Origin of the sequence: Bifidobacterium scardovii JCM 12489 = DSM 13734, assembly GCF_001042635.1 — a bacterium.
Taxonomy (GTDB): Bacteria; Actinomycetota; Actinomycetes; order Actinomycetales; family Bifidobacteriaceae; genus Bifidobacterium; species Bifidobacterium scardovii.
This window is the reverse complement of sequence record NZ_AP012331.1, coordinates 136,565-158,765: the sequence shown is the minus strand read 5'-3', so window position 1 is coordinate 158,765 and position 22,201 is coordinate 136,565. Positions and strand designations below refer to the sequence as shown.

General features: G+C 66.8%; 14 protein-coding genes and 1 tRNA gene. 4 read left to right on the top strand and 11 right to left on the bottom strand.

The genetic code is table 11. The features are described from left to right. Positions 1 to 462: 462 nt before the first annotated feature. Positions 463 to 1,521 (top strand): polysaccharide deacetylase family protein, encoded by a 1,059-nt coding sequence (locus BBSC_RS00660; RefSeq protein WP_051923221.1) that lies wholly within the window; start codon positions 463 to 465, stop codon positions 1,519 to 1,521. Between the two features lie 170 nt (positions 1,522 to 1,691). Then, positions 1,692 to 2,330 carry a mismatch-specific DNA-glycosylase gene (locus BBSC_RS00655; protein WP_033519627.1) on the top strand — a complete coding sequence of 213 codons (639 nt, stop codon included), beginning with the start codon at positions 1,692 to 1,694 and terminating at the stop codon, positions 2,328 to 2,330. Between the two features lie 230 nt (positions 2,331 to 2,560). Here the strand turns inward: BBSC_RS00655 and BBSC_RS00650 are convergent. The 11 genes from BBSC_RS00650 to BBSC_RS00600 form a co-directional block, all read right to left on the bottom strand. After that, positions 2,561 to 2,634 (bottom strand) — tRNA-Gly (locus tag BBSC_RS00650). Between the two features lie 136 nt (positions 2,635 to 2,770). Then, positions 2,771 to 4,429, bottom strand: a complete 1,659-nt coding sequence (locus BBSC_RS12680) for a tyrosine-protein phosphatase (RefSeq protein WP_051923213.1) — start codon at positions 4,427 to 4,429, stop codon at positions 2,771 to 2,773. Positions 4,430 to 4,505: 76 nt separating this feature from the next. Continuing rightward, complete coding sequence (locus tag BBSC_RS00640; RefSeq protein WP_046726271.1) at positions 4,506 to 5,654, bottom strand: ABC transporter ATP-binding protein; 1,149 nt, start codon at positions 5,652 to 5,654, stop codon at positions 4,506 to 4,508. Positions 5,655 to 5,656: 2 nt separating this feature from the next. Further along, on the bottom strand, positions 5,657 to 7,303 hold the full coding sequence (locus BBSC_RS00635) for an ABC transporter permease (protein WP_046726270.1): 1,647 nt from the start codon (positions 7,301 to 7,303) through the stop codon (positions 5,657 to 5,659). Continuing rightward, a complete protein-coding gene (locus tag BBSC_RS00630) occupies positions 7,293 to 8,333 on the bottom strand; it encodes an ABC transporter substrate-binding protein (protein ID WP_033519628.1) in 1,041 nt (346 codons plus the stop codon). The genes BBSC_RS00635 and BBSC_RS00630 overlap by 11 nt, the downstream gene beginning before the upstream one ends. Positions 8,334 to 8,544: 211 nt before the next feature. Next, the gene (locus tag BBSC_RS00625) at positions 8,545 to 9,462 is read right to left on the bottom strand and encodes a MurR/RpiR family transcriptional regulator (RefSeq protein WP_081892980.1); all 918 of its coding nucleotides are present in this window, start codon (positions 9,460 to 9,462) and stop codon (positions 8,545 to 8,547) included. Then, on the bottom strand, positions 9,459 to 10,406 hold the full coding sequence (gene htpX, locus BBSC_RS00620; protein ID WP_046726269.1) for a zinc metalloprotease HtpX: 948 nt from the start codon (positions 10,404 to 10,406) through the stop codon (positions 9,459 to 9,461). The genes BBSC_RS00625 and htpX overlap by 4 nt, the downstream gene beginning before the upstream one ends. A 76-nt stretch (positions 10,407 to 10,482) precedes the next feature. Next, entirely contained in the window at positions 10,483 to 11,511 is a 1,029-nt protein-coding gene (locus BBSC_RS00615) for a serine hydrolase (protein WP_033519630.1), read from the bottom strand. A 411-nt stretch (positions 11,512 to 11,922) separates the two neighbouring features. Further along, positions 11,923 to 13,374, bottom strand: a complete 1,452-nt coding sequence (locus BBSC_RS00610; RefSeq protein WP_033519972.1) for an FAD-dependent oxidoreductase — start codon at positions 13,372 to 13,374, stop codon at positions 11,923 to 11,925. Positions 13,375 to 13,612: 238 nt separating this feature from the next. Then, a complete protein-coding gene (locus BBSC_RS00605) occupies positions 13,613 to 15,970 on the bottom strand; it encodes a heavy metal translocating P-type ATPase (RefSeq protein WP_033519975.1) in 2,358 nt (785 codons plus the stop codon). Between the two features lie 388 nt (positions 15,971 to 16,358). Beyond that, positions 16,359 to 18,293, bottom strand: a complete 1,935-nt coding sequence (locus BBSC_RS00600; protein ID WP_046726274.1) for a trypsin-like peptidase domain-containing protein — start codon at positions 18,291 to 18,293, stop codon at positions 16,359 to 16,361. A 518-nt stretch (positions 18,294 to 18,811) separates the two neighbouring features. Here BBSC_RS00600 and tgt point away from each other — a divergent pair. Continuing rightward, positions 18,812 to 20,113, top strand: a complete 1,302-nt coding sequence (tgt, locus tag BBSC_RS00595) for a tRNA guanosine(34) transglycosylase Tgt (protein ID WP_033519973.1) — start codon at positions 18,812 to 18,814, stop codon at positions 20,111 to 20,113. A 177-nt stretch (positions 20,114 to 20,290) separates the two neighbouring features. Next, positions 20,291 to 21,850, top strand: a complete 1,560-nt coding sequence (locus BBSC_RS00590) for a gamma-glutamyltransferase family protein (RefSeq protein ID WP_197074457.1) — start codon at positions 20,291 to 20,293, stop codon at positions 21,848 to 21,850. The last annotated feature ends 351 nt before the right edge of the window (positions 21,851 to 22,201 follow it).

Sequence of the window (22,201 nt, the reverse complement as noted above, 5' to 3'; positions counted from 1 at the left end):
GCGTTTCCGCCCCGGCGTACACCCCCGAATCCCTTGGCTACGCACCGCTGCCGGAGCGCGGCCGGCCGGCATATCCCAATCCCGGAAACACTCCGGCCGCAGTACCAGCACGATCGGAAACGATCCATAACCATGCCGGGCAATACCCCCTTGCCGCGGCATGGCACGACATGATGCCGCAGGGCATCGCGCTCCGCGCGCCACCAGCCATACAATAAGCTACATGCCATGAGCCGCACGCCGGAAGCACCGGTCGCGCAGGCGGGCGCGCCGGGCCGATCGGCCGCAAGCGTCAATAGGATTACAGGGAGAGGCATGTACGGCAACGCATCACGGGTGAATCCGCCATTGGGCAGGCACCACAGGCCACTCAAACGGCGCGTATGGCCGCGTGTGCTGGCCGGCATAGCGATCACTGTGGCGATCGCGGCCGGAGCCTGCGCGGCGGCATGGTCGTGGTGGATGTGGCAACATCACTGGCGTTCCATCGACATCACCGTCAACGGCTCATCGGTCAGCATGCGCGTCGACACCACGCTGGGCGCGCTGATGGCCGGCAACGATGATTTCGGCGCCGTTCCCGGGCGGTTGCTGGCGGTCACCGGCGACGTGCTCGACCAGCATGGCGGGGAACCGGTCAGCACCGCGGTGAACGGCCATGAGATCGCCGCGCGGGACCGCGAGACCACCGCCGTTCCCGAGCACGCCGACGTGACGGTCGAATCCGGCAAGGATACGACCGAAGCACATGACGTGAGCCGCGAACCGGTGCCGCACGGCTCGAATATCGTGATCGCCGGCGGCGCCATCCAACGGGTCAGGCAACACGGGCGCGACGGCGTGCGCGAGATCTGGGTCGGCAAGAAGTCCGGGAAGAAGGCCGACAAGGGCGTCACCGAACCGCCGGTCGATCTGGTGGTCGAGCCGCTCAATCCCAGACCGGCCGGCCGCAAGGTGATCGCGCTGACCTTCGACGACGGGCCGGGCCCGCAGAGCCCGGCGATCCTCGACATCCTGCGCGACAAAGGCGTTCACGCCACATTCTTCAATCTGGGCTCGCAGGCCGCGGCGTTCCCGGCGGTCGAGCAGCGCGCTCTGGCCGAGGGGCACCAGATCGCCAATCACAGCAACACGCACCCGGATCTGACCAAGCTGGACAAGGCCGCGATGCGGGCCGAGATCACCGGCGGATTCGCCGGCATCAAGGCCGCATCGGGCGTGGATACGCGGATCCTGCGAGCGCCGTACGGGGCGTTCGGCACGAAGCAGTGGACCGACGCGTCGGATCTGATCGACATGAACGTGCTATGGGACATCGATACGCTGGATTGGAAGCGCCCCGGGCCGAACGCCATCCACGACGCGGTGCTCAGCAACGCGCACAACGGCGCCATCGTGCTTATGCACGACGGCGGGGGCGACCGCTCGCAGGACGTCAAGGCGCTGCCTCGCATCATCGACGATCTACGCGCCCAAGGGTACGAATTCGTCACCATCGATCAGCTGATGCAGATGGCGTGAGGGGGCTTTGGTACGGCACAGTCGAGTTGTCGGTGCACGCTCTCGGACACTCCCCCACATATAACGTTTGACATGCGCCATTCGATCCAGAACAACCGGTTTCACTACTGACCGGCGCACCGACAACTCGAACCTACGCCGCAAACCGCCGTAAGCGGGGCACGACTACCATGGAACCCGTGAGCGATATTCGACATTCTCCGCTGGAAGGCCGTCGTCCGAAACGCACCGAGCTCGCCGGTTTCGTCGACGGCACGGTCGACGACATCCGCTGCCCGCACCCCAAACTGCTTATCGTGGGCATCAACCCCGGGTTATGGACGGCCGCGGTCAACGCGCCCTTCGCCTATCCCGGCAACCGATTCTGGCCGTCGCTCTTCGCCTCGGGGCTCACGCCGTGGCAGGTGGACGCCAGTTACGGCCTGCATCTTCGCGATGAGCGCATGATGATCGACCGCGGCATCGGGCTTACCAATCTCGTCAATCGCGCCACCGCGAAAGCGAGCGAGCTGAACACCGCCGAGCTGCGCCAAGGCGCCGATCGGCTGCGGGAGCTGTGCGCGAGGATCCATCCCCGGGTCATTGCGATACTGGGCATCACGGCGTACCGGCAGGCGTTCGCCGACAAGTCCGCCTCGCTGGGACTGCAGGACCTCACCGCGGAAGAGACCGACCGGTTCGGAGGCGCGCAGCTGTGGGTGATTCCCCAGCCCAGCGGGTTGAACGCGCACGCCACCATGCCGGTGCTGGTCGACTGGTGGCGCAGGGTCGCCGACGCAGCCGGTCTGGATCTCGCCGCCGCGCGCTAGTATCCCATGCCGTTACTTCGTTGGGTAATTCTGGCTCCCCTCAGCGAGGGGAGCCAGAATTACCCAACGAAGTAACGGCGCGAAATACTAGCGAAGACGCACCGTGACGGGGCTGCACAGCAATGGGACCTCGGTAGGGCACTGAAACGGGCCCTATGCCTCCCGTGGCACAGAAGCGCCGCCTGCACCCCGAAAAACAAAGAAACCGTTGGAATTCCAACGGTTTCTGGTGGAGCGGATGACGGGAGTCGAACCCGCCTCTACAGCTTGGGAAGCTGTCGTTCTACCGATGAACTACATCCGCGCTCGCACGCTTGCGCGCACGAGTTGCCAGTCTACCACGGATCACGGGACAGAGGCAATGCCGCCACGGCGCATCCGCGGCGGCGTGAAAAAGACGCGAAAGCGACGCGAGGCAACGCGAAGGCAACGACGGCGTATCAGCGCGCGGCCGCCAGCTCGACGCTCGGCCGCGAATGATGCTGGTGCCCCGGATGGGTGGAGGTGCCGGCCGGCACCGAAAACAGCGTGTCGTCGGCAAGGGACATCGGCACCGTCGTGACGCGCAGTCCCTCGGGGCCGAGCTCCTCGATGCTGAAGGCGGTGCCGCTGCGCCCCTCGACCAGCCCCGTTCCGGCGTCCATGCGCTGTTCGTAAGCCATGGATGGCGCCACGCATACCGGCACGCCGTGGAACACGCCCTGCATCGCATGGTGGAAATGCCCGGCGAGGATCAGCCGCACGTCCGCGCCGGAGATCGCGTCCGCCAAGGCATCCGCGTTATGCAGCGCGATGTGCCGCAGCGACGGCATCAGCGATCCGACGGGGCTGTGGTGCATGACCAGAATCGACGGACCGCCGCAATTCCCGCTCGCCGAGTCCCGACCGGACAAGCCGGCCCCGTCCTGATCGGCCCCGTCACCCGCGCACGGCGCGTGCAGACTCTTCCGCAGCCCGGCCAGCGCCTCGGGAGCGATATATCCCTCGCTGCTGTCGAGCAGATGCAGGGTGTACCCGCGGACGCCGAACGACTGCGGCGCGACGGCGGCCGTGGTATACCGCCCGAGCGCATCCGCCGCGGCATCCACGTCGTCATGGTTGCCCGGAACGACGCACAGCGGCGCGCCAAGATCGTCGGACAGCCGCTGCAGCGCCTCGCATACCCGCCGATAGGCGCGAACGTCATGGTGGATCAGATCGCCGGTGACGACGATCGCATCAGGCCGGACCGCCAGGGAGCGCAGGTAATCGGGGACCTTGGCCACCGCATCCAGGGAGTCGATGTGGCCGAACAGCCGTGCCGGGGGCTGCTCGGCATGCAGATCGGACAGGTGCAGTATGGTGAGCCGCCCGGCGGACGCGCATTTGCCGCGCAGGGCCGCGAGCTGGGTCTGCGCCAGGCCGTTGCGCAGCAGATAGCGCACGGCGCCCTGCGGCCCCTGCAACTGGTCGCAGATCGACGCCATCATGCTCACCGGGCTGTCCAGCCGCATGCGAAGGGTGTCGGAATGCTCGGGCTCGCCGGGCGCATCCTGGTCGACCTCCTCCAGCGTGCGCCGGCGGATGGCGTCGCCCAGCCGGCCCCCGGAAAGCGCGTAGTCGTCGATGATCCCCTGTTGGGCAGACCCCGCGGCGAGCCGGGCCAGCGCGACGACCAGCCCGGTTCGGTCCTTGCCGATGCTGCAGTGCACCAAAGCCGCGCCCGGCGCGTCGGCGATGGCGCCGACGGCCCGCGCGAGATCCGCGCCGCGGTGCCGGAGCATGAACGCGTAGATGCCTTCCAGCGTGCCGGTGCGCGGCGCTCCGCCTTCAAGGCGGTATATCGGGACCGGCACGGTCGTGATGCCGCGGAAATGCCGGGGATGCCCCTCGCCGGGTTCGCGCAGGTCGACGATGGTGGACACTCCGAGCCCCCGCAACCGTGCTTCGTCGGCGTCGGTCAGATCGTCCGGCGCCGCGGAGCGGATCAGCCACGGGCTGCCGTCATCGCGCCGCTCCACGACCCGGGCGTTGCTGCACCGCTCGAACCGCACCTCGCCGCCGTCCGCCGCGGTCGCCGTGCCGGTTCCCGTACCGCCGGCTCCTTCACTGCCATTCATGACACATGTATCCATTTATTCGTTCCTGTTGCCTTTCACGCATGGCCACGGCGCCCAGGCACCGGGCCGCACGCCCCTACCGTTCGTCGGCGCCGTCCAGATAGAACATGCCGCGGCCCACATTCAGGGCCACTGGCTCGCCGGTTCTGGGCGCGATGCCGCTCACCGCGCACCGGAATTCCAGTCCGCCCCAGTTCACGACGACCGTGTTGACCACCTGCCCGTACAGCGACGCCGACACGACCGGCGCACCGGCCGAAGCGCCCTGCGCACCGGAACCGGAACCGGCACCGGCACCGGAGCCCTCGTCGCCGTGCCACGCACCCAGCGACACGGCATGCGGCGACACGGCAAGCACACCATGGCCCCAGGTGCCGTGCGCGGCGACATGATCCAACGGCACGGTCAGCGGCAGCGAGTCGGCGCGGAACCCGCGCTCGTCGCATGTGCCCGGTATCAGCGTGGCATCGCCAAGGAACGCCGCGACCATCGGGCTGGCCGGATTGTCCAGCAACTCGCTCGGCGTGCCGATCTGACGGATGCGCCCATGGTCGAGGATCGCGATGCGGTCGGCCAGCGCCAGCGCCTCGCCGCGGTCGTGCGTCACATGCACGGCGGTCAGATGCAGCTGCGCGGTCATATGCTTCAACTCGATGCGCAGCGCCTCGCGCAACGGCTCGTCCAATGCGGACAAGGCCTCGTCCAGCAGCAGCATGCGCGGCTCGGCCACCACGGCACGCGCGATGGCGACGCGCTGCCGCTGGCCTCCGGACAGTTCGCCGGGGTCGCGGTCGGCGTACCCGTCCAAGCCGACCATAGCGAGGGCCTTCGAGACCCGCGCGCTGCGCTCGGACCGCGGCACGCGGGCCTGCACCAGCGGATAGGCCACGTTCTGGCCGACGTTCATGTGGGGCCAGATCGCGTGCTGCTGGAACACCATGCCCAGATGCCTGCGTTCGGGCGGCACGTTGACGTGCGGCGCGGCCATGGTTTCGCCGTTCATCCGCACGCTGCCGGACATCGGATTCAGGAATCCCGCGATCGTGCGCAGCAGCGTGGTCTTGCCCGAGCCGGACGGCCCGATCAGCACCATGAATTCGCCCGGGCGCACGTTCAGACTCACGTCGTCGAGGCCCAGATTGCCGTTGCCGTAACGCACGGTCACCCCGTCGACGTCCACCGCGTCGGCGACCGCCGCTCCGGGCTCAGCCAGTTGTGTGTTCATGCTCATCTTCCTCTCATGGCCCGCGTCACCATCCGCAGCGCGGCGAGCCCAATAACGGTAATCAGCAGCGACAGCGCCGCGGCCGCGTTGTACGCGCCGGACTGCTGCAGCCCGAATATGACCACGCCGAGCGTCTGCGCATCGGGGGCGAGCAGCAGCGACGAGATCGTCAGCTCGCGCACGGCGGTCAGCACCACCATCGCCGCGCCGGTGACGGCGGCCGAAGCGCCCATCCGCCAGATGACGTCACGCATGGCGGTCAGCGGCGAAGCCCCGCTGATGCGTGCGGCGTCGACCAGTGCGTCGGGAATGGCCTTGAGAGGCGCCTCGACCGTCTGCACCACCAGTCCGATGAAGGCCGTCACGTATGCGGCCAGGATCACCCACGGGGTGTTGAACAGGCCGACGTGGGGAGCCAGCAGCAGCCAGCCGACCGCGATGATCAGCCCGGGCACCGACTGGGGCAGCAGCGCGATGCTGCCGAGCGCGTGGTCGGAGCGCTTGCGCGAGCGGGATGCCAGCGAGCCGATCGCCATGCCGACGATGCCGCAGATCACGCCGGCCCCTATCGACAGGGCCAGCGACGTGGTCAGGCCGACCATGGTCGTCGGGCTTTCGAAGGCGGTCCGGTAGCTGTCGAGCGTCAGGTTCTGCCAGGTCAGGGGTATGCCCGGCGCAGCCAGCAGCGACTGCGAGGCCAGGGCGAACAGCGGCAGCAGCGTGATCGCCGCGCCGAACACCCACAGCACCGCCGCGATCGGCAGGCGACCGCGCAATTGCAGCGGCGTCGCGTTCGCGGAGCGCGGCGCGAACATCACCGTGCGCTGCGGGATCCGCTTGACGGCGGACAACGCCAGCATCGTCACCGCCAGCATCATGATGCCGATGCCGGCAACCACCTGCAGCGGGTTGTCGACCGACCCCGACTGGACGTAGCGGTAGATCAGCGTGGCCAGCGTCGTGTACCGTTCCGGCGTGCCGACGATCGAGGGGATGCCGAAGTCAGCCAGATTGCTGACCACCTGCAGGATGAACGCGCTCAGCGCGGCCGGGGCGACCAGCGGCAAGGTCACCGAGGACAGCACCCGCAGCGGGGCCGCGCCGCTGATGCGCGCCGCCTCCTCCAGCTCGGACGGCACGCGGTCCAGCGCGACCGAAATCATCAGGTACGCCACCGGGTAGCCGTGCAGCGCCAGCAGGAAGATCACGCCGTCGGCGCCGTACAGGTTCCACAGCGTGTGGCCGAACCACTGCGTCCACTGCATGTTGATGGGGCTGGCCGGACCGAACACGCCGGTCCACGCGATGGCGCCGATGAACGGCGGCACCAGCAGCGGGGTGAGCAGGATCATGCGCAGCGCGCCGCGCCCGGGCAGATCGGTGTGCTCGACGAAGATCGCCAAAGCCAGCGCGACCACGGTGGCGATGACGGCGGCGGACAGCGACGACACCGCGCTGTTGATCGCGGCCTGCAGCACTTCGCCGTTGAGCACTTCGGCGCCGCGCCACGAGAAGATGCCGTACACGGCGATCGCACCCAGCGGCATCACCACGAACAGCAGGCAAAAGACCCATAATACGGCGCGAAGCGCCCCGAGCGACCGCCCGGAACGCCTCGCGGAGGTCACGGCGATGGTGTCAGCCGACATGATCCGTGAACGACTTGAGCGCTTCGCTCTTGGTGCTGGTCACCGAGGCGAGGTCTGGGTTGAGCAGCTTGATCTTGTCGAGCGCCGGGGCGCCCTCCGGGCTGCCGACGTCGTTGCGCACCGGCAGGTAGTTCTGCTTGACGGCGAGCTTCTGCCCGCGCTCGCTGAGCACGTAGTCGATGAACGCCTGAGCGGCCTTCTCGTTCTTGGTGGACTTGAAGATGCCGATGGGCTCGGAGACGAACGGCACGCCTTCGGACGGATAGGACACGGCGACCGGCGAGCCCTTGGACTTCAGGTCGCGGATCAGGTAGTCCACGACCACGCCAATCGGCTGGGTGCCGGAGGCGACCGCCTGGGAGACCGGGCCGTTGCTGTCGGCGATGACGGGCTTGTTGGCGCCCAGATCGGTGAACCACTGCTCGCCGAGGTTCTTGTCCATGTACCACACGGCCGCATTGTAGGCGGCGGCGCCGGAGACCGAGGGGTTCGGCATGACGATCTTGCCGTTGTACTGGGAGTCGGCCAGGGACTTCCATGACTTCGGCGCGGACTTGACCGCGTTCGTGTTGTACGCGATCACCGTGGGGATCACGCGGGTGCCGGTGTAGTAGTGGTCCACGTCGGCCACGCCGCTGATCAGCTTGTCGGCCTCCTTCGGCTGGTATGCGGCCAGCGAGTCGGACTTCTTGTACTTCTCGAAGGTGGAGGCGTCGGCGGCCCACAGGATATCGGCCTTGACGCCGCCGTTGGCCTGCTCGGACTCGATGCGGGCGTTCAGGTCGCCGGTGCCGGCGCGGAACACCTGCACCTTGACGTTCGGCTCGACCTGGTTGAAGTCGCGGGTCAGCTCGTTGAGCTTGTCCTGCGGCTCGGAAGTGTAGACGGTGATGGTGCCGCTGAGCGACGAATCCTTGGCGGTGTCCGAAGATGCCGCATTGGTGTTGGCGTCGGCGCTGCCGCAGCCGGAGAGCACCATCATGGCCGCGAGCGCTCCCGCGGCGACGGTGGCATATGCACGAACCTTCATGTTTTACCTTTCCTCATGGCTCGCCGCACTACCTCAGCCCGGCGAACCAGCTTTATTCCAGAATTCCGTGAACCATGAAATGAATTCCACTAATGATTATCCGCAGGAACCCTACGCGGGAATGACGCCGATATGACTGATCGGCGACGGCAAGTTGAACATTGGGAAATATCGACGGATGCACACCGGATACGAATCGGATACGGACCGCTCAACGATCGGCCGAATCCGTCACCGATTCCGCGATCACCTCGCGCACGTCGTCTTCGCCGTCGCCCGCGGAACGCTCGCCGACCATGGCGCACAGCGCCTGCAGCGCCACCAATTCGGCGACGCGGTCCGCCCCGGGATCGACGCTGTGCGCCTGCGGCATCACCCCGGTGACCAGCGCGACGTCGGCGAGATCGGCCAGCGGGGCCTTGGAGAAGTTGGTGACCGCCACCACCGCCGCGCCGCGTTCCTTGGCGATCCGGCAGGTGTTCAGCGTATGGACGTTGGCGCCGGAGTAGCTCACCGCCAGGCACACATCGCCGCCGACCAGCGTGTGCGCGCAGAACTGCTGGCTGATGACGTCGGCGGGAGCGCGCACCGGCAGACCAGCCACGGACAGGCGCAGCGCCGCGTCCTGTATCGGGGGGGAGGAGAACCCGGTCGCCGCGCATAGGATCCGGCGCGCGTTCACCAGCAGCGCCGAGGCGCGGTCCATGGCCGAAAAATCAATCGTCCCCGCCGCGACCGTCAGCGCGGCGATCGCGTTGGAGAACGCGGCCGAAGCGGCCGACTCCTCCGCGACGGTGTCGCTCGCCGCCGCATCGCGTTCGGCATCGTCCGATATCCGGGCGAATTCCAGACGGATGTGCTGGTACCCGCGGAAGCCGACCCGCTGGCAGGCCCGCACCACGGTCGACAGCGACGTGCCGGCGTGCTCGGCCACATCGGCCGTGGACCAATTGGGCACATCCTGCGGATGCATCAGCATGGCGGAGATCACCCGGCGCTCACCGCCGCCCAAAGCCGGCAAGGCGGCCCGCAGCTGGGCGAGCAGGGGCGGGTCGGACGGTGACGACGCCAAACCAGCCGCGGCATCCACCGCCGGTTGGGTCACGTCAGGATGCGCGGCCGAGCTCATCGGCCGACGCCCACACCGGGCCCATAGGATTGCGTGATGCCCTGGGCGCGCATGTCCTGCGCCATCTGCATGAGGCGGGCGATGCGCTGGTCGGTCGGGGGGTGGGTGGAGAACAGCTTCGAGAAACCGGTCGCCGAGAACGGGTTGGCGATCATCATCGCGGACACGGACTGCGTGCCGGCGGTCTTGGCCATCGGCGTGGTCTGCGCGCCGTACGAGATCTTGTTGAGCGCCGAGGCGAGAGCCTCCGGGTCGCCGGTCAGCAGGCTGCCGTCCTCGTCGGCGTCGTACTCGCGCGTACGGGAGATCGCCATCTGGATCAGCGATGCGGCGATCGGCGCCAGCACCACGCTGATCAGCACGCCGATCAGGCCGAACGCACCGGAGCCTTCCCGGTCGCGGTCGTTGCGGGACCCGCCGCCGAGATACATGAGCGAGTAGCCGAGATAGCTGATCACCGTCGCCATCGCGGAGGCGACGGCCGAAGTCAGGATGTCGTGGTTGTAGACGTGCATGAGCTCATGGCCGAGCACGCCGCGGATCTCGCGTTCGTTGAGCAGCTGCAGGATGCCCTGCGTGCAGCATACGGCGGCGTGCCGCTCGTTGCGCCCGGTGGCGAAGGCGTTGGGGCTCATGGTCGGCGCCACATAAATGTGCGGCATCGGCTTGCCGGCCTTGGCCGACAGTTCGCGCACGATGCGGTACAGCGCCGGGGCCTCCTGTTCCGACACCTCGCGCGCGCGCATCGACGCGATGGCGAGCTTGTCGGAGAACCAGTAGGATGCGAACGTGGTGGCCAAGCCGATGACGATGTATACGCTCAGCGTGCTGCGGCGAGCCCCGGTGGCCCACCAAATGAGCATGATGATGCCCCACATCAACGCGAAAAGCAGCGTTGTTTTCAGGCCGTTGAAATGGCCGTGCACCCGCAGTTTGCCGTTCATAGTGCACACACTAAATTCACTGTCTGAATGTTGGCTGGATATCCGCCGCGAGCGGAAACCGCCCCGGCCGCGCGGGTCAGGCGCTCATCGACGCGCTGTGGATCGAGTCGAGCAGCGCGATCAGATCGGTCAGCAGCCCGTATTCGCCGCACGCGTCGGTCATGACGGCCAGCACGTAGTCGCCCGACGCCGACGAGACGATGCCCGCATCGTTCAACGCGTAGTAATCGCCTTCGCCGTTGATCCACCCAGCCTTCGAGTACACGGCATATTCGTCGCCCAGAGCCATGTGGATGCTGGAGTTCAGCGTGTCGCCGAATTCGCCGGCGAGCCACTGGCGGGCGCTGTCGGAAGCGGAGGACGAGGCGGCGGAGGAGGACGAGGAGGCATCCGAGGAGACGGAGGCGCCGTCGGCGTTTGCGTCGAAGAGGAAATCGTAGCCCTGCGCCCACATGCGCGCCATATCGCCGGCGGACAGATACAGGTACTTGGCCTCGGTCACATCCGCATCCGTTCCGGCTTGGGCGGCCCATTGCGCGAACGGGGCGGCTCCGTAGGTGTCGTACAGCGTGACGTAGGCGTCGTTGTCGGAGACGGTGATCGCCTGATCGATCAGCTGCTGTATGTAGGCGTCCGATTCCGTAGCGCCCTGCGAAACCACATCTAGGTCAAGGGCGCCGGTCGCGGCGAGCGACAGCACGTACGGCCCCTTGATCGCCGACGCGGAGTAGCGGGCCGTGCCGCTGTACGAGGAGAGTGCCTTTCCGGTGGTCATGTCGACCATCACGAACGATGCGGAATAACCGTATGACGAGAATACGGACAACTCCTGCTCGAGCTGCATCTGCGCGTTGGAGTCGAGGGCGAACCCCGACTCGGAAATCTGCGCGGTGCCGTCCAGCCCGGCGATGCCGTTCAGCGCGGTCTCGGTGGGCGTCAGCGTCTTTGCCGCCTCGCTTCCGGCATCCTTGTTCGCCGCGGACTTGTCGGCCGGGGCGGAGGACGAGGAAGACGCCACGTCGTCCAGGCTCCGCGACGCGGAAATGTCCGATATCACGCTGCCGGCAACGCATGCGACGACCAGCGCCGCGGCGGTGCCGACCATCAGACGGCGGCGGCGATACGTGCGGGCCGAAACCGGCGCGGAGTAGTGCGAAGCGGCATGCCCCGATACATGACGCGTTTGATGTGGCGCTTTCCTGTTCCGTATTGACATACCAACCTCGATACGTGGTGCTCACCGGTGCTTTTTTGGGTTCCTTGCAGTAAGGTACCAGCGGTGCAGCCCCCGCAACGCGGAAAATCCGGGGAATACGCTGAGAACGGATGGGGAAAACGGGGATTATCGGGGGATAAGTTGGCGCATATGACGAACCGCGCCCCGGCCGGCCGGATCTGGATTCGTTCAGATCCGGCCGGCCGGGGCGCGGTTCACGGATAGTGCCGGCGGCGGCTCGCAGCATCAGTACTCAGTCGGCCGCAGCGAGCACGCTCGGGTTGGCGGACGCCTCCGGCGTCACGCGTGGGCGAGATCGCGCATCTGGTCGGGTTCGATGACCTTCTTGTGCTCGCGGCCTTCCTTGGCGCCTTCGGAACGCTCGAACGCGTCGATCTTCTTCCAGCCGGCGAAGTCGATCGGCTTGACGCCGCGGCTCTCCAGCAGCCGGTCGATGGATTCGGGGTCGCGGTCCGCCGCCACGCGGCCGCCCTCGGCGGCCTTGGCGAGATCCTCGAGCATGTTGGTGACGATCATCAGGGCGTCGGACTTGGTCGAGCCGATCAGGCCGACCGGTCCGCGCTTGGCCCAGCCGGTGGCGTACAGGCGCTCGCGGACGTCGCCGCCGTCGGCCTCGGTCGTGATGCGGCCATCGCCGTTCGCGTTGGCCAGGTGCGCGCCCTTGTGGTCGTAGACGATGCCGGGGGCCTCGGCCGGCTGATAGCCGATCGCGTGGTACACGGCCTCGACCGGGTAGTCGGTGAACTCGCCGGTGCGGTGCATTTTGCCGTCGGCGCCGGTTTCGGTGCGCTCGACGCGGATCGCGGTCACCTTGCCGTCCTCGCCGAGCACCTCGGTCGGGGCGGAGTTGAAGTGGACGTAATACTTGCGGTCGGCGGGGTTGCCCTCGAAGTCGACGTCGCCGTCGTCCTCCATGTCCTCGGCCATCTCGCGGATCGCGAACAGCTCTTCGACCATCTGGCGGGTCAGCTTGTCCTTGCCGGCCACCTCGATGGTGTCGTCGTCGAGTTCGAAATCGTCCTCGTTGATGATGAGCTGCACGCCGGGCAGCTTCTCCATTTCGCGCAGCTCCTGCACGCTGAACTTGGCCTGGGCCACGCCGCGGCGGATGAACAGGTGCAGCACGCGCGCCTTGTTCCGCCCGATGCCCTCGTAGACGTTGTCGGGGATGTCGGTCTTGGCCTTGAGGTCGTCGGCGTTGCGCATAAGCTCGCGGGCCACATCCATCGCGACGTTGCCGCCGCCGATCACGGCGACGTTTTCCGCGGTGAGCGGCCATTCGCGCGCGCCGGTCGGGTACCCGTCGTACCACTCGACGAACTTGGCGGCGCCGTACACGCCGTCAAGGTCCGCTCCGGGCAGGTTCAGCGGCTTGTCCTTGACCGCGCCGGTGGCGAACAGCACGGCGTCGTAGCGCGCGAGCAGATCGTCGAGGGTCACGTCCTTGCCGAACTCCACATCGCAGTACAGGTGGATGTCGGGGTTGTCAAGCGTCTTCTCCAGCGCGGAGGCGATGAACTTGATGGAGGGGTGGTCGGGGGCCACGCCGTAGCGCACCAAGCCGAAGGGCACCGGCAGCTTCTCGAACAGGTCGATGCGGGCGGCGGTGCCGAGGCCCAGCTCCTCGCCGAGCTTCTTGAGCTGGCGCAGGAAGATGTCGGAGGAGTAGACGCCGGCAGGACCGGCGCCGATAACGGCAATGCGGAGTTCAGTATTCACAGATTCAGTCACGCGTTACAGCCTAGCGCAAAGCCTTCCGTTGCAACAGGGGGCGGGTGGTGGGAATTCTGTTCGTTTGGCGATGATTTGTGTGTTTTGGAGTCATACCGCATACGCGAGCGGCGCCCCAGGCGGCGCGCGGAGCCCAGTGCCCTGCTGTTCGGCATTGCACGTTCGTCTGTCATGTCCGGTTTCCCTCGCCGAGGCTGAGGGAAACCGGACGTCATCCGCGCATTAGCGCGATCTGGAGCTAATCCCGATCGATCAGCGCGGTGAGGGCCCAGAGGATGCTCACCACGTCGATGGCTTCCTGGAGGAAGGCGCCGACAACGACGGGAATGAGGTTGAACGCGGCGGCGACCATGCCGACGAGCGCCAGCGCAAGGCCGGCGATCACGGCTTGGAGCATCACGCGCTTGGTGCGCCGGGCGATGGCGATGGCGCGCGGCACGGCGGCGATGTCGTCGTTCATGACGACCACTTGGGCGCTCTCGGACGCGGCGGTGGAAGTGCCGTCGGTCATGGCCACGCCGATGTCCGCCACGGCGAGCACGGGGGCGTCGTTCACGCCGTCACCGACCATCATCGTGACGGCGTTGCCATTGGTGGCGGCCTTGACGGCGGCCACCTTGTCTTCGGGGAAGAGCTCGGCATGGACCTCGTCGATGCCGACCTCACTCGCGATGATTTCGGCGGAGGCGCGCTTGTCGCCGGTGAGCATGGCGAGCTTGGCGACGCCCAATGCATGCAGCTCGGCGAGCGCCGTTTTGGCGTTGGCTCGCGGCACATCACGCAGCACGATGCGCGCGATCAGCCGGCCATCAACGGACACATAGGACGCCATCTCATCCGGCTGCAGCAGCCCGAAGCGTGTGCGGATGTCATCCGCAGGAACCACCGCTTCACGCCCCCGCCGGCGGGGGCTGTCAGTCGCAGACTGACTGGAGGTGGTCCGATCAACCGCCAGAAATCCGTCCTCCCCGGCAGCCGCGAAAGACAGCCGGCCCACGCGCACCGCGTGTCCGTTCACTTCGCCGGAGACGCCCTTGCCGGCGTCTTCATTGATGTTCTTGACGACCGGATACTCACGCCCATGCCCAGGCCAGCTGGCCTCCGGCTCAGGGCACAGGCGCTGGCCGTCCTCGAACCGCCGGCGCAGCCGGGCCATCGCCTCCGCGCCGGCCTTGGCGATGCCCTTGGACAGGATGTGCACCGAATAGCTTTCCACCACGCCGGCCATCATCAGCACGTGATCCTCGTCAAGTTGAGCCGCGGCGCCGGGCAGCATCTCGACGCGCACCACCTGCGGTTGCTTGACGGTGAGCGTGCCGGTTTTGTCGAAGAACACCTGCGTGACCCGCCCGAGGTTCTCGAGCACGTCCTGCGCCTTGATGAGCACGCCGGCTGCGGCAAGGCGGCCGGTGCCGGCGATGTACGCCACCGGCGCGGCGATGAGAAGCGGGCAGGGCGTGGCGAGCACCAGCACCTGGGCGAATCGCGTCGGTACGCCGGACACCGCCCATGCGATGCCGGCGATCGCCAGCGAGAGCACGGTGAAGGGCACGGCCAACCGGTCGGCCGTCTTCACCACGGCCGGGCGCGACTCCTGCGCGGACGAGACGAGTTCGAGGATGCGCTGGTACTGCGAATCGGCGGCAAGCTGGGTGGCCCGCATGGCCAGAGCGGTCGAGCCGTTCACCGCGCCGGACATCACGCGGGCGCCGGCGAACACTTCGCGCGGCATCGGCTCGCCGTTGATGTTGCTCAGGTCCAGCGTGGCCGAGCCGGACAGCAGTTCGCCATCGACCGGCACGGTCTCGCCGGGCAGCACCATAAGCACATCGTCCAACTTCACCTGCTCGACCGGCACCGTGTCGAAGCGGTGCGCGGCTGCCTGGCCCCGGCTCTGGCTCCCCTCAGTATCGCTTCGCGATCCAGCTCCCCTCAGAGCGGGGAGCCAAGTTTCTTGGTTCTTGCTCCGCGAACCGACATCCCCCAGAGAAGAAAGCCCAGCGCCACCACCTTGGCTCCCCTCTCCGAGGGGAGCTGTCGGCGAAGCCGACTGAGGGGAGACTGCCTGAGGGGAAGGCATCGCCAGAGCCGAGTCCACACGCCTGAAACCGTCGGACGAATCGCCCTTATCGGCGGCAAGCCCACGCCCAACACCGGGCAGGGTGACGACGTGCGCGGTCCTCGGCGCGGCGTCGAGCAGCACGGTCAGGCTGTGTTCGGCCTTGGCCTGGGCATATTCCTCGATGGCTTCTCCGGACGTGACCATCAGGGCGACCGCCCAGCTCGCCCAGTATTCATGGACGGCGACGGTGGAAAGGATCGCGACCACGGCCAGCAGGTCGACGCCGGCCCGCCCGTGGCGAAGGTCGTCGATCATGCCGCGCACGGTGTCGACGACGATGATCAGCACCAGCACGATGACCAGCCACTGCCCCAGCCCGGGACCGCCGAGCACCGGCATCGCGATCGCGTCGCCCCACGGCCGCCAATCGCCCAGCAACGCCAGCGGTATCGCGGCGATGACGACGACGGGCAGCATCGGCACGAGACGGCAGACAGAAAGAATTGTGGTGAAGAATTTGATGAGTCCGCTCATCATTGCTCCTTACGCTCGTATACGGAGTCGACTGCGGCAAGCGTGGCCCGCGCAATCGGCGCTGCGATCACGCCTTGTTAACCCACCGGCGGCTCTGCCGGGGCCTGTTGGCTCCCGCTCGACCTTCCGATACACGGCGTAAAGATGTTCGTATTCAGTTATGTGTTTAGTGTCATGCGCGGCGTGCGGAACAACACGGGTTCCGCCTCTCGCGCCCTGCCCACACTATCAGCCGGCGCTCGGCGACATGCCGGGAGGAAGCCTCTCTTGCCGGAACCCACGAAAAAAGGCGTGGCGGGGAACATTCCCTGCCACGCCCTGATAAGCGCCCGGTATCGACCGGTATCGGCCAACGGCCGCCGATCATGCGGCGAGCCGCCCGCCGGCTTTACCACAGGCCGAACGGATCGGAGAAGCCGCCGTCGTCACCGGAGCCGCCGCCGTTCTGGCCGTTCGAACCGTTGCCATAGCCGTCGGAGCCATTGCCGTACCCGTTCGAACCGTTGCCGTTCTGGTCATTCTGGTTGTTCTGGTTGTTGCCGTTCGACTTCGAGCTGCCGGAGCCGTTCACGGACGACTCCTCCTGATCGAGCGTCACATCCACATCCATGGTCTTGCCGTCGCGCACGATGGTGAGCGTCACCTTGTCACCGAGAGCCGAGGCGCGCACGTAGCCGAGCAGCGAGTAGTTGTTGCTCACCGCGTTGCCGTTGAAGGCGACGATGGTGTCGTTGGCCTTCAGGCCGGCCTTGTCGGCGGGGCCACCGGAGACGACCGCGGAGCCGCCGGTGGACGAGGTGGCGATCTGCGCGCCGCCGCGGGTCACGCCGTCAGCCTCGACCGTGGCGCTCTTGATCGTCACGCCGAGCGCGACGTGCTTGACCGAGCCGTCCTTGACGATCTCGTTCGCCACGCGCTTGACGAGGTTCGACGGGATCGCGAAGCCGATGCCGATCGAACCGGCGGAGTCGGACGACGTCGCCGTGGATGCGATGGACGAGTTGATGCCGATCACCTGGCCGGCGCCGTTGAACGTCGGGCCGCCCGAGTTGCCGGGGTTGATGGCCGCGTCGATCTGCACGGCGTTGGTGACGACCTCGTTGTTGTTGTCGTCGGTCACGGTCACCGGGCGGTTCAGCGCGGAGACGATGCCTGTGGTGGCGGTGTCGTCGTAGCCGAGCGGGTTGCCGATGGCCATCACGTTCTCGCCGACGGCGAGCTTGTCGGAATCGGCGAACTCCACGGGCTTCAGATCGCTCGGCGGGTTGTCGAGCTTGATCACCGCCAAATCGGTGGTGGAATCGGTGCCAACGACCTGCGCGGAGTACATGGTGCCGTTGGCGAGCGTCACCTGGATCTGCTGCGCGCCGGAGATCACGTGGTTGTTGGTGATGATGTGGCCTTCGGTGTCGAGAATCGCGCCGGAGCCCTTGGCGGTGCCGTTGCTCAGCACGGTCTGGATGGAGACCACGGAGTTGGACACGCTGCTCGCCACGGACGTCCAGTCAACGGATTCGCCGCTCTTGACGGTGGCCGAGCCGGAACCGGACTTGTTGGAATCCACGCTTGTCAGCGAGCTGGTGGTCGGCACCTTCACCCAGCCGTTGGTGATCGCCGTGTAGCCGACGCCCAGGCACAGGGCGGCGGACACCAGCGCGGCGACCACGGCGACGATCACGCCGTTGACGGTCTTGGACCCCTGGGAGACGCCCGGACGGCCCGGCTGCGAACCGTTCGTCATCGGCCCGTTCGCGCCGAACGGCGGGAACGGGGGCTGCGAACCGTTCTGCTGGCCCTGGTTCTGGGGGTTCTGCCCCTGCTGGCCTTGGCCGTTGTTCTGATTCTGCTGCCCGGCGAGGAATGGGTTGCGGAACGGATTGTGACCGCCATGCTGCTGGCCGTTCGCCGCATTCGACTGCCCCATCGGATTCTGCTGCCCGAACAGGCCGCCGAACGGCTGGTTCGGGTTGGCCTGCGTGCCAGACTGCTGCGGCTGCTGCTGAGGCTGCTGGGGCTGAGTCGGGGTCGGACCGTACGCGCCGTATTCCGGCGCCGGACGATATTGCGGCTGCTGCTGGGACTGCTGCGCGTCGCCGGCGTTCTGGTTGGACACCACCGTGGTCTCCCCCGCCGCAGCCGCATAATTCGGCGTATCGGCGGTCGGCGGCATCTGCACGGTCGGCTGGTCACCGGACGGCGCGGCTGCGGAAGCCGGCAACGTCACGGTCGGCTGCTCGCCGGCGCCGGATGCCGTGCCCTGCGCGTCCGCGGAGGTCGCGTTTGCCGTATCGGTCGTGTCCGCCGGTGCCGTCACCGGAGACATGGAAGTGGTCTGCTGCGCGTCGCTGGTCGGCTGCGCCGGCTGGTCGCCGCTGCGGGCGCCCCAGTCGTTGTTGTTCTCTTCAGCCATTGCTGCTCCTTACGTCGTTACCGGGTTCGCGGAGGGATGTCGGCTCTCGTGACCACCCCGGTGAAGTGCTACCTAAGAGTAAAGATAGCTGCTCTGGAAGTTTCCTGAATGTTTATTGGAAGGAATGGATGAATTAGCTTTCGGATTCCGCAATGCCGCTGCGGGGCCGTTTCGCAACCCGATAATCGCTGTGGGCGCGGGTCGCCGCCATGCGGCGGCAGACGGCGTCGGGCCGCGGTTCGTATGGGCTCCGCGCGGGCGGAAATACGCCATTCTGCGGCGCGCTCGGTGGGCGTGCGCGCCGACCTCCGCCCCGGCCGGCATGGGCCGGCGGACGAGGCGGCGGATCCTTCCCGACGGAGCGGGGATCGAGCGGTCTTCGGCGCGATGGCGGTCTTGATTCCTACCGGGCTTCGCCTAGAGTGAACCTTATGACAAGTCTTCTGGATCATCCCCGCGGGGCACGGCCCGGACAGCCCGGCGACCGCAGCGCATTCTCCTTCGAAACCGTCACCCGGCTGCCCAACACCGCCGACGGGCTGGGGCGAGGAGGCGCCCGATACGGCCGCACCGGCATCATTCACACGCCGCACGGCGACATCCGCACGCCGGCGTTCGTGCCGGTCGCCACGCAGGCGGCGATGAAGGCGGTGCTGCCGGAAACGATGCGCGATCTCGGCGCGCAGTGCCTGCTGTCGAACGCCTTCCACCTGTACGAGCGCCCCGGCGAGGACGTGCTCGACGCGGCCGGCGGGCTGGGCCGGTTCATGAACTGGGATGGCCCGACCTTCACCGATTCCGGCGGCTTCCAGGTGCTCTCGCTCGGAGCCGGATTCAAAAAGACGCTGGCGATGGACGTGACCGGCATGAAATCCGATGACGTGATCGCCGAAGGCAAGGAGCGCCTCGCCTTCGTGGACGAGGACGGCGTGACGTTCAAATCGCCGCTCAACGGGTCGCTGCACCGTTTTTCAGCCGAAATCTCGATGGGCATCCAGCATAAGATCGGCGCGGACATCATGTTCGCGTTCGACGAGCTGACCACGCTGATGAATACGCGCTCGTATCAGGAGCAGTCGGTGGAGCGCACGTATCGCTGGGCGCAGCGCTGCGTGGCCGAGCACCGGCGGCTGACGGAGGAGCGGGTCGGCAAGCCGTATCAGGCGCTGTACGGCGTGGTGCAGGGCGCGAACTACGAGGATCTGCGCCGGCATGCGGCCGAGCAGATCGCGTCGCTGGACTTCGACGGCGTGGGCATCGGCGGCGCGATCGAGAAGCGCATCATCGGCAATACGTGCGCGTGGATCTGCGATGCGATGCCGGAGAACCGGCCGCGCCACGTGCTCGGCATCGCCGCCGTGGACGACATCTTCGCCTGCGTGGAGAACGGCGGCGACACCTTCGACTGCGTCGCCCCGGCGCGGTGCGGCCGCAATGGCGCGATTTTCACGCGCGACGGCCGGTACAACGTCAAGCGCGCCGAGTTCAAGGCCGATTTCGGCCCCCTGGAAGAGGGATGCGACTGCTACACGTGCACGCACTATTCGCGCTCCTACGTGGACCATGCGCTGCGCGCCCGGGAATTCAACGGATTCACGCTGGCGACGATCCACAACGAACGGTTCTTCGTCAAGCTGCTCGACGACATCCGCGACTCGATCGACGGCGGGTACTTCGACGAATTCCGCGACGCGACGCTGGCCAGGTTCTACGCGAACGGGTCGCGGGGCTGAATCCGCCGAAGCGCTGGGGCGCTGGGACCGAAACGCTGGGCCAATGAGCCGATGCATCGCGGGCGGTAACCCGCTATAGCGGATCCGCGCGATAATGGCGATATGGTGCATACGATGTTCGATCCGTTATCCCAGCGCTACCCGTCCCAGCGATTCCCGATATATGCGGGGCACGCAATGGTGAATTGCTCCACCCCGCAGGCCTCGGCGGCCGGCATGCAAGCGCTGCTGCGGGGAGGTAACGCCTTCGATGCCGCGGTGGCCGCCGCATCCGCGCTGACCGTGGTCGAACCGACGGCCAACGGCATCGGGGCGGATGCCTTCTGCATCGCGTGGAGCGCCAAGGAACACCGGCTGATCGGCCTGAATTCCAGCGGTCCGGCGCCGCAAGGCATATCCATCGACCGCGTGATCGCCGACGGGCATGCGGGCAACGGGCATATGCCCGCGCTCGGATGGACGCCGGTCACCGTGCCGGGAGCGCCGGCCGCATGGGCCGCGATCAACAAGCGCTATGGGCGGCTTTCGCTGTCCGAGGATCTCGCGCCGGCGGTGGACTACGCGCGCAACGGCTATCCGGCGAATCCGAATCTGGCGATGTGGTGGGATCGCGCCACCGCCAGCTACCGGCGCCACAACGCGGATGGCCGGTTCGACGAGTGGTTCCGGGTATTCACGAGCAATGGGCGAGCGCCCGCGGCCGGCGATATCGTCACGTTGCCCGAGCATGCGGCCACGCTGGAGAGCATCGGCGCGAGCGACGCCCGTTCATTCTACGAAGGCGATCTGGCCCGGCTCATCGACAAGGCCAGCCGGGAGGCGGGCGGATACCTGCGCTACGACGATCTTGCGGCGTACCGGGCGCAATGGGGCGAACCGATGCGGCTCGACTACCGCGGATGGCAGGTGTGCGAGATTCCGCCCAACGGGCAGGGCATCGTCGCACTTATGGCCTTGAACATCCTGCGCAACTTCGATATTCCGGCAAAGCCGGATGCCGCGACGTATCACCGGCAGATCGAGGCCATCAAGATCGCGTTCGCCGACGCCTTCGATACGGTCACCGACCCGGATGACTCCAGCGTCGACTACGCACGGTACCTCGCCCCCGAATACGGCGAGGAAAAGGTCCGTCTGATCGGGAACACGGCCAAAATCCGCACCACGCGAACGCCGTCCAGTTCCGGCACCGTGTACCTGTGCTGCGCGGACGGCGAAGGGAACATGGTGTCGTACATCCAGTCGAACTACATGGGCTTCGGCTCGGGCATCGTCGTGCCAGGCACCGGCATCGCCCTGCAGAATCGCGGAGCCGACTTTTCGCTCGACCCTTCGCGGGCGAACGCGCTGAAGCCCGGCAAACGCACGTATCACACGATCATCCCGGGATTCCTGATGCGCGATGGCCGACCGGTCGGCCCGTTCGGAGTGATGGGCGGATACATGCAGCCGCAGGGGCATGTGCAGGTCGCGATGAACACAATCGACTTCCATCTGGATCCGCAGCAGGCGCTCGATGCGCCGCGGTGGCGGTGGGACCATAGGAACGCGATGCGCGTGGAAGCGCTGCGCTTCGACGCGCGGATCGCCCGCGAGCTTGCCAGCCGCGGGCATGATACGACCATGAGCCTCGAACCGGCCGACTTCGGGCGAGGCCAGATGATCATGCGGCTCGACAATGGAGCTTTGGTCGGCGGCACGGAATCGCGCACCGACAGCAATATCGCGTGTTGGTAGCGGGCGACTGGCGGCGGGAAGCTGCCGGCGCTGACCGTCACCGAACGCCACCACGCCGGAAGCCGTTTTGCCGGAAGCCGTCTTGATGGGGCGAGCGTTTTGAGGGGCGGCCACTTTTGTCAGAAGCTGTTTTGCCGGAATAGTGCGACCATCCTCTGGCATCCCGCACCATAAATTCGTTTAGTAATTCTGGCTCCCCTCTCCGAGGGGAGCTGTCGGCGTAGCCGACTGAGGGGAGCCAGCATAGTACACGAACTTACGGCGCGGGATACTAGGGTGTGTTTACACTATATTGGTTTTGTGTGATAATTGTCGTATGTGTACGCCGAGGTATGGCATCACGCTGGATCA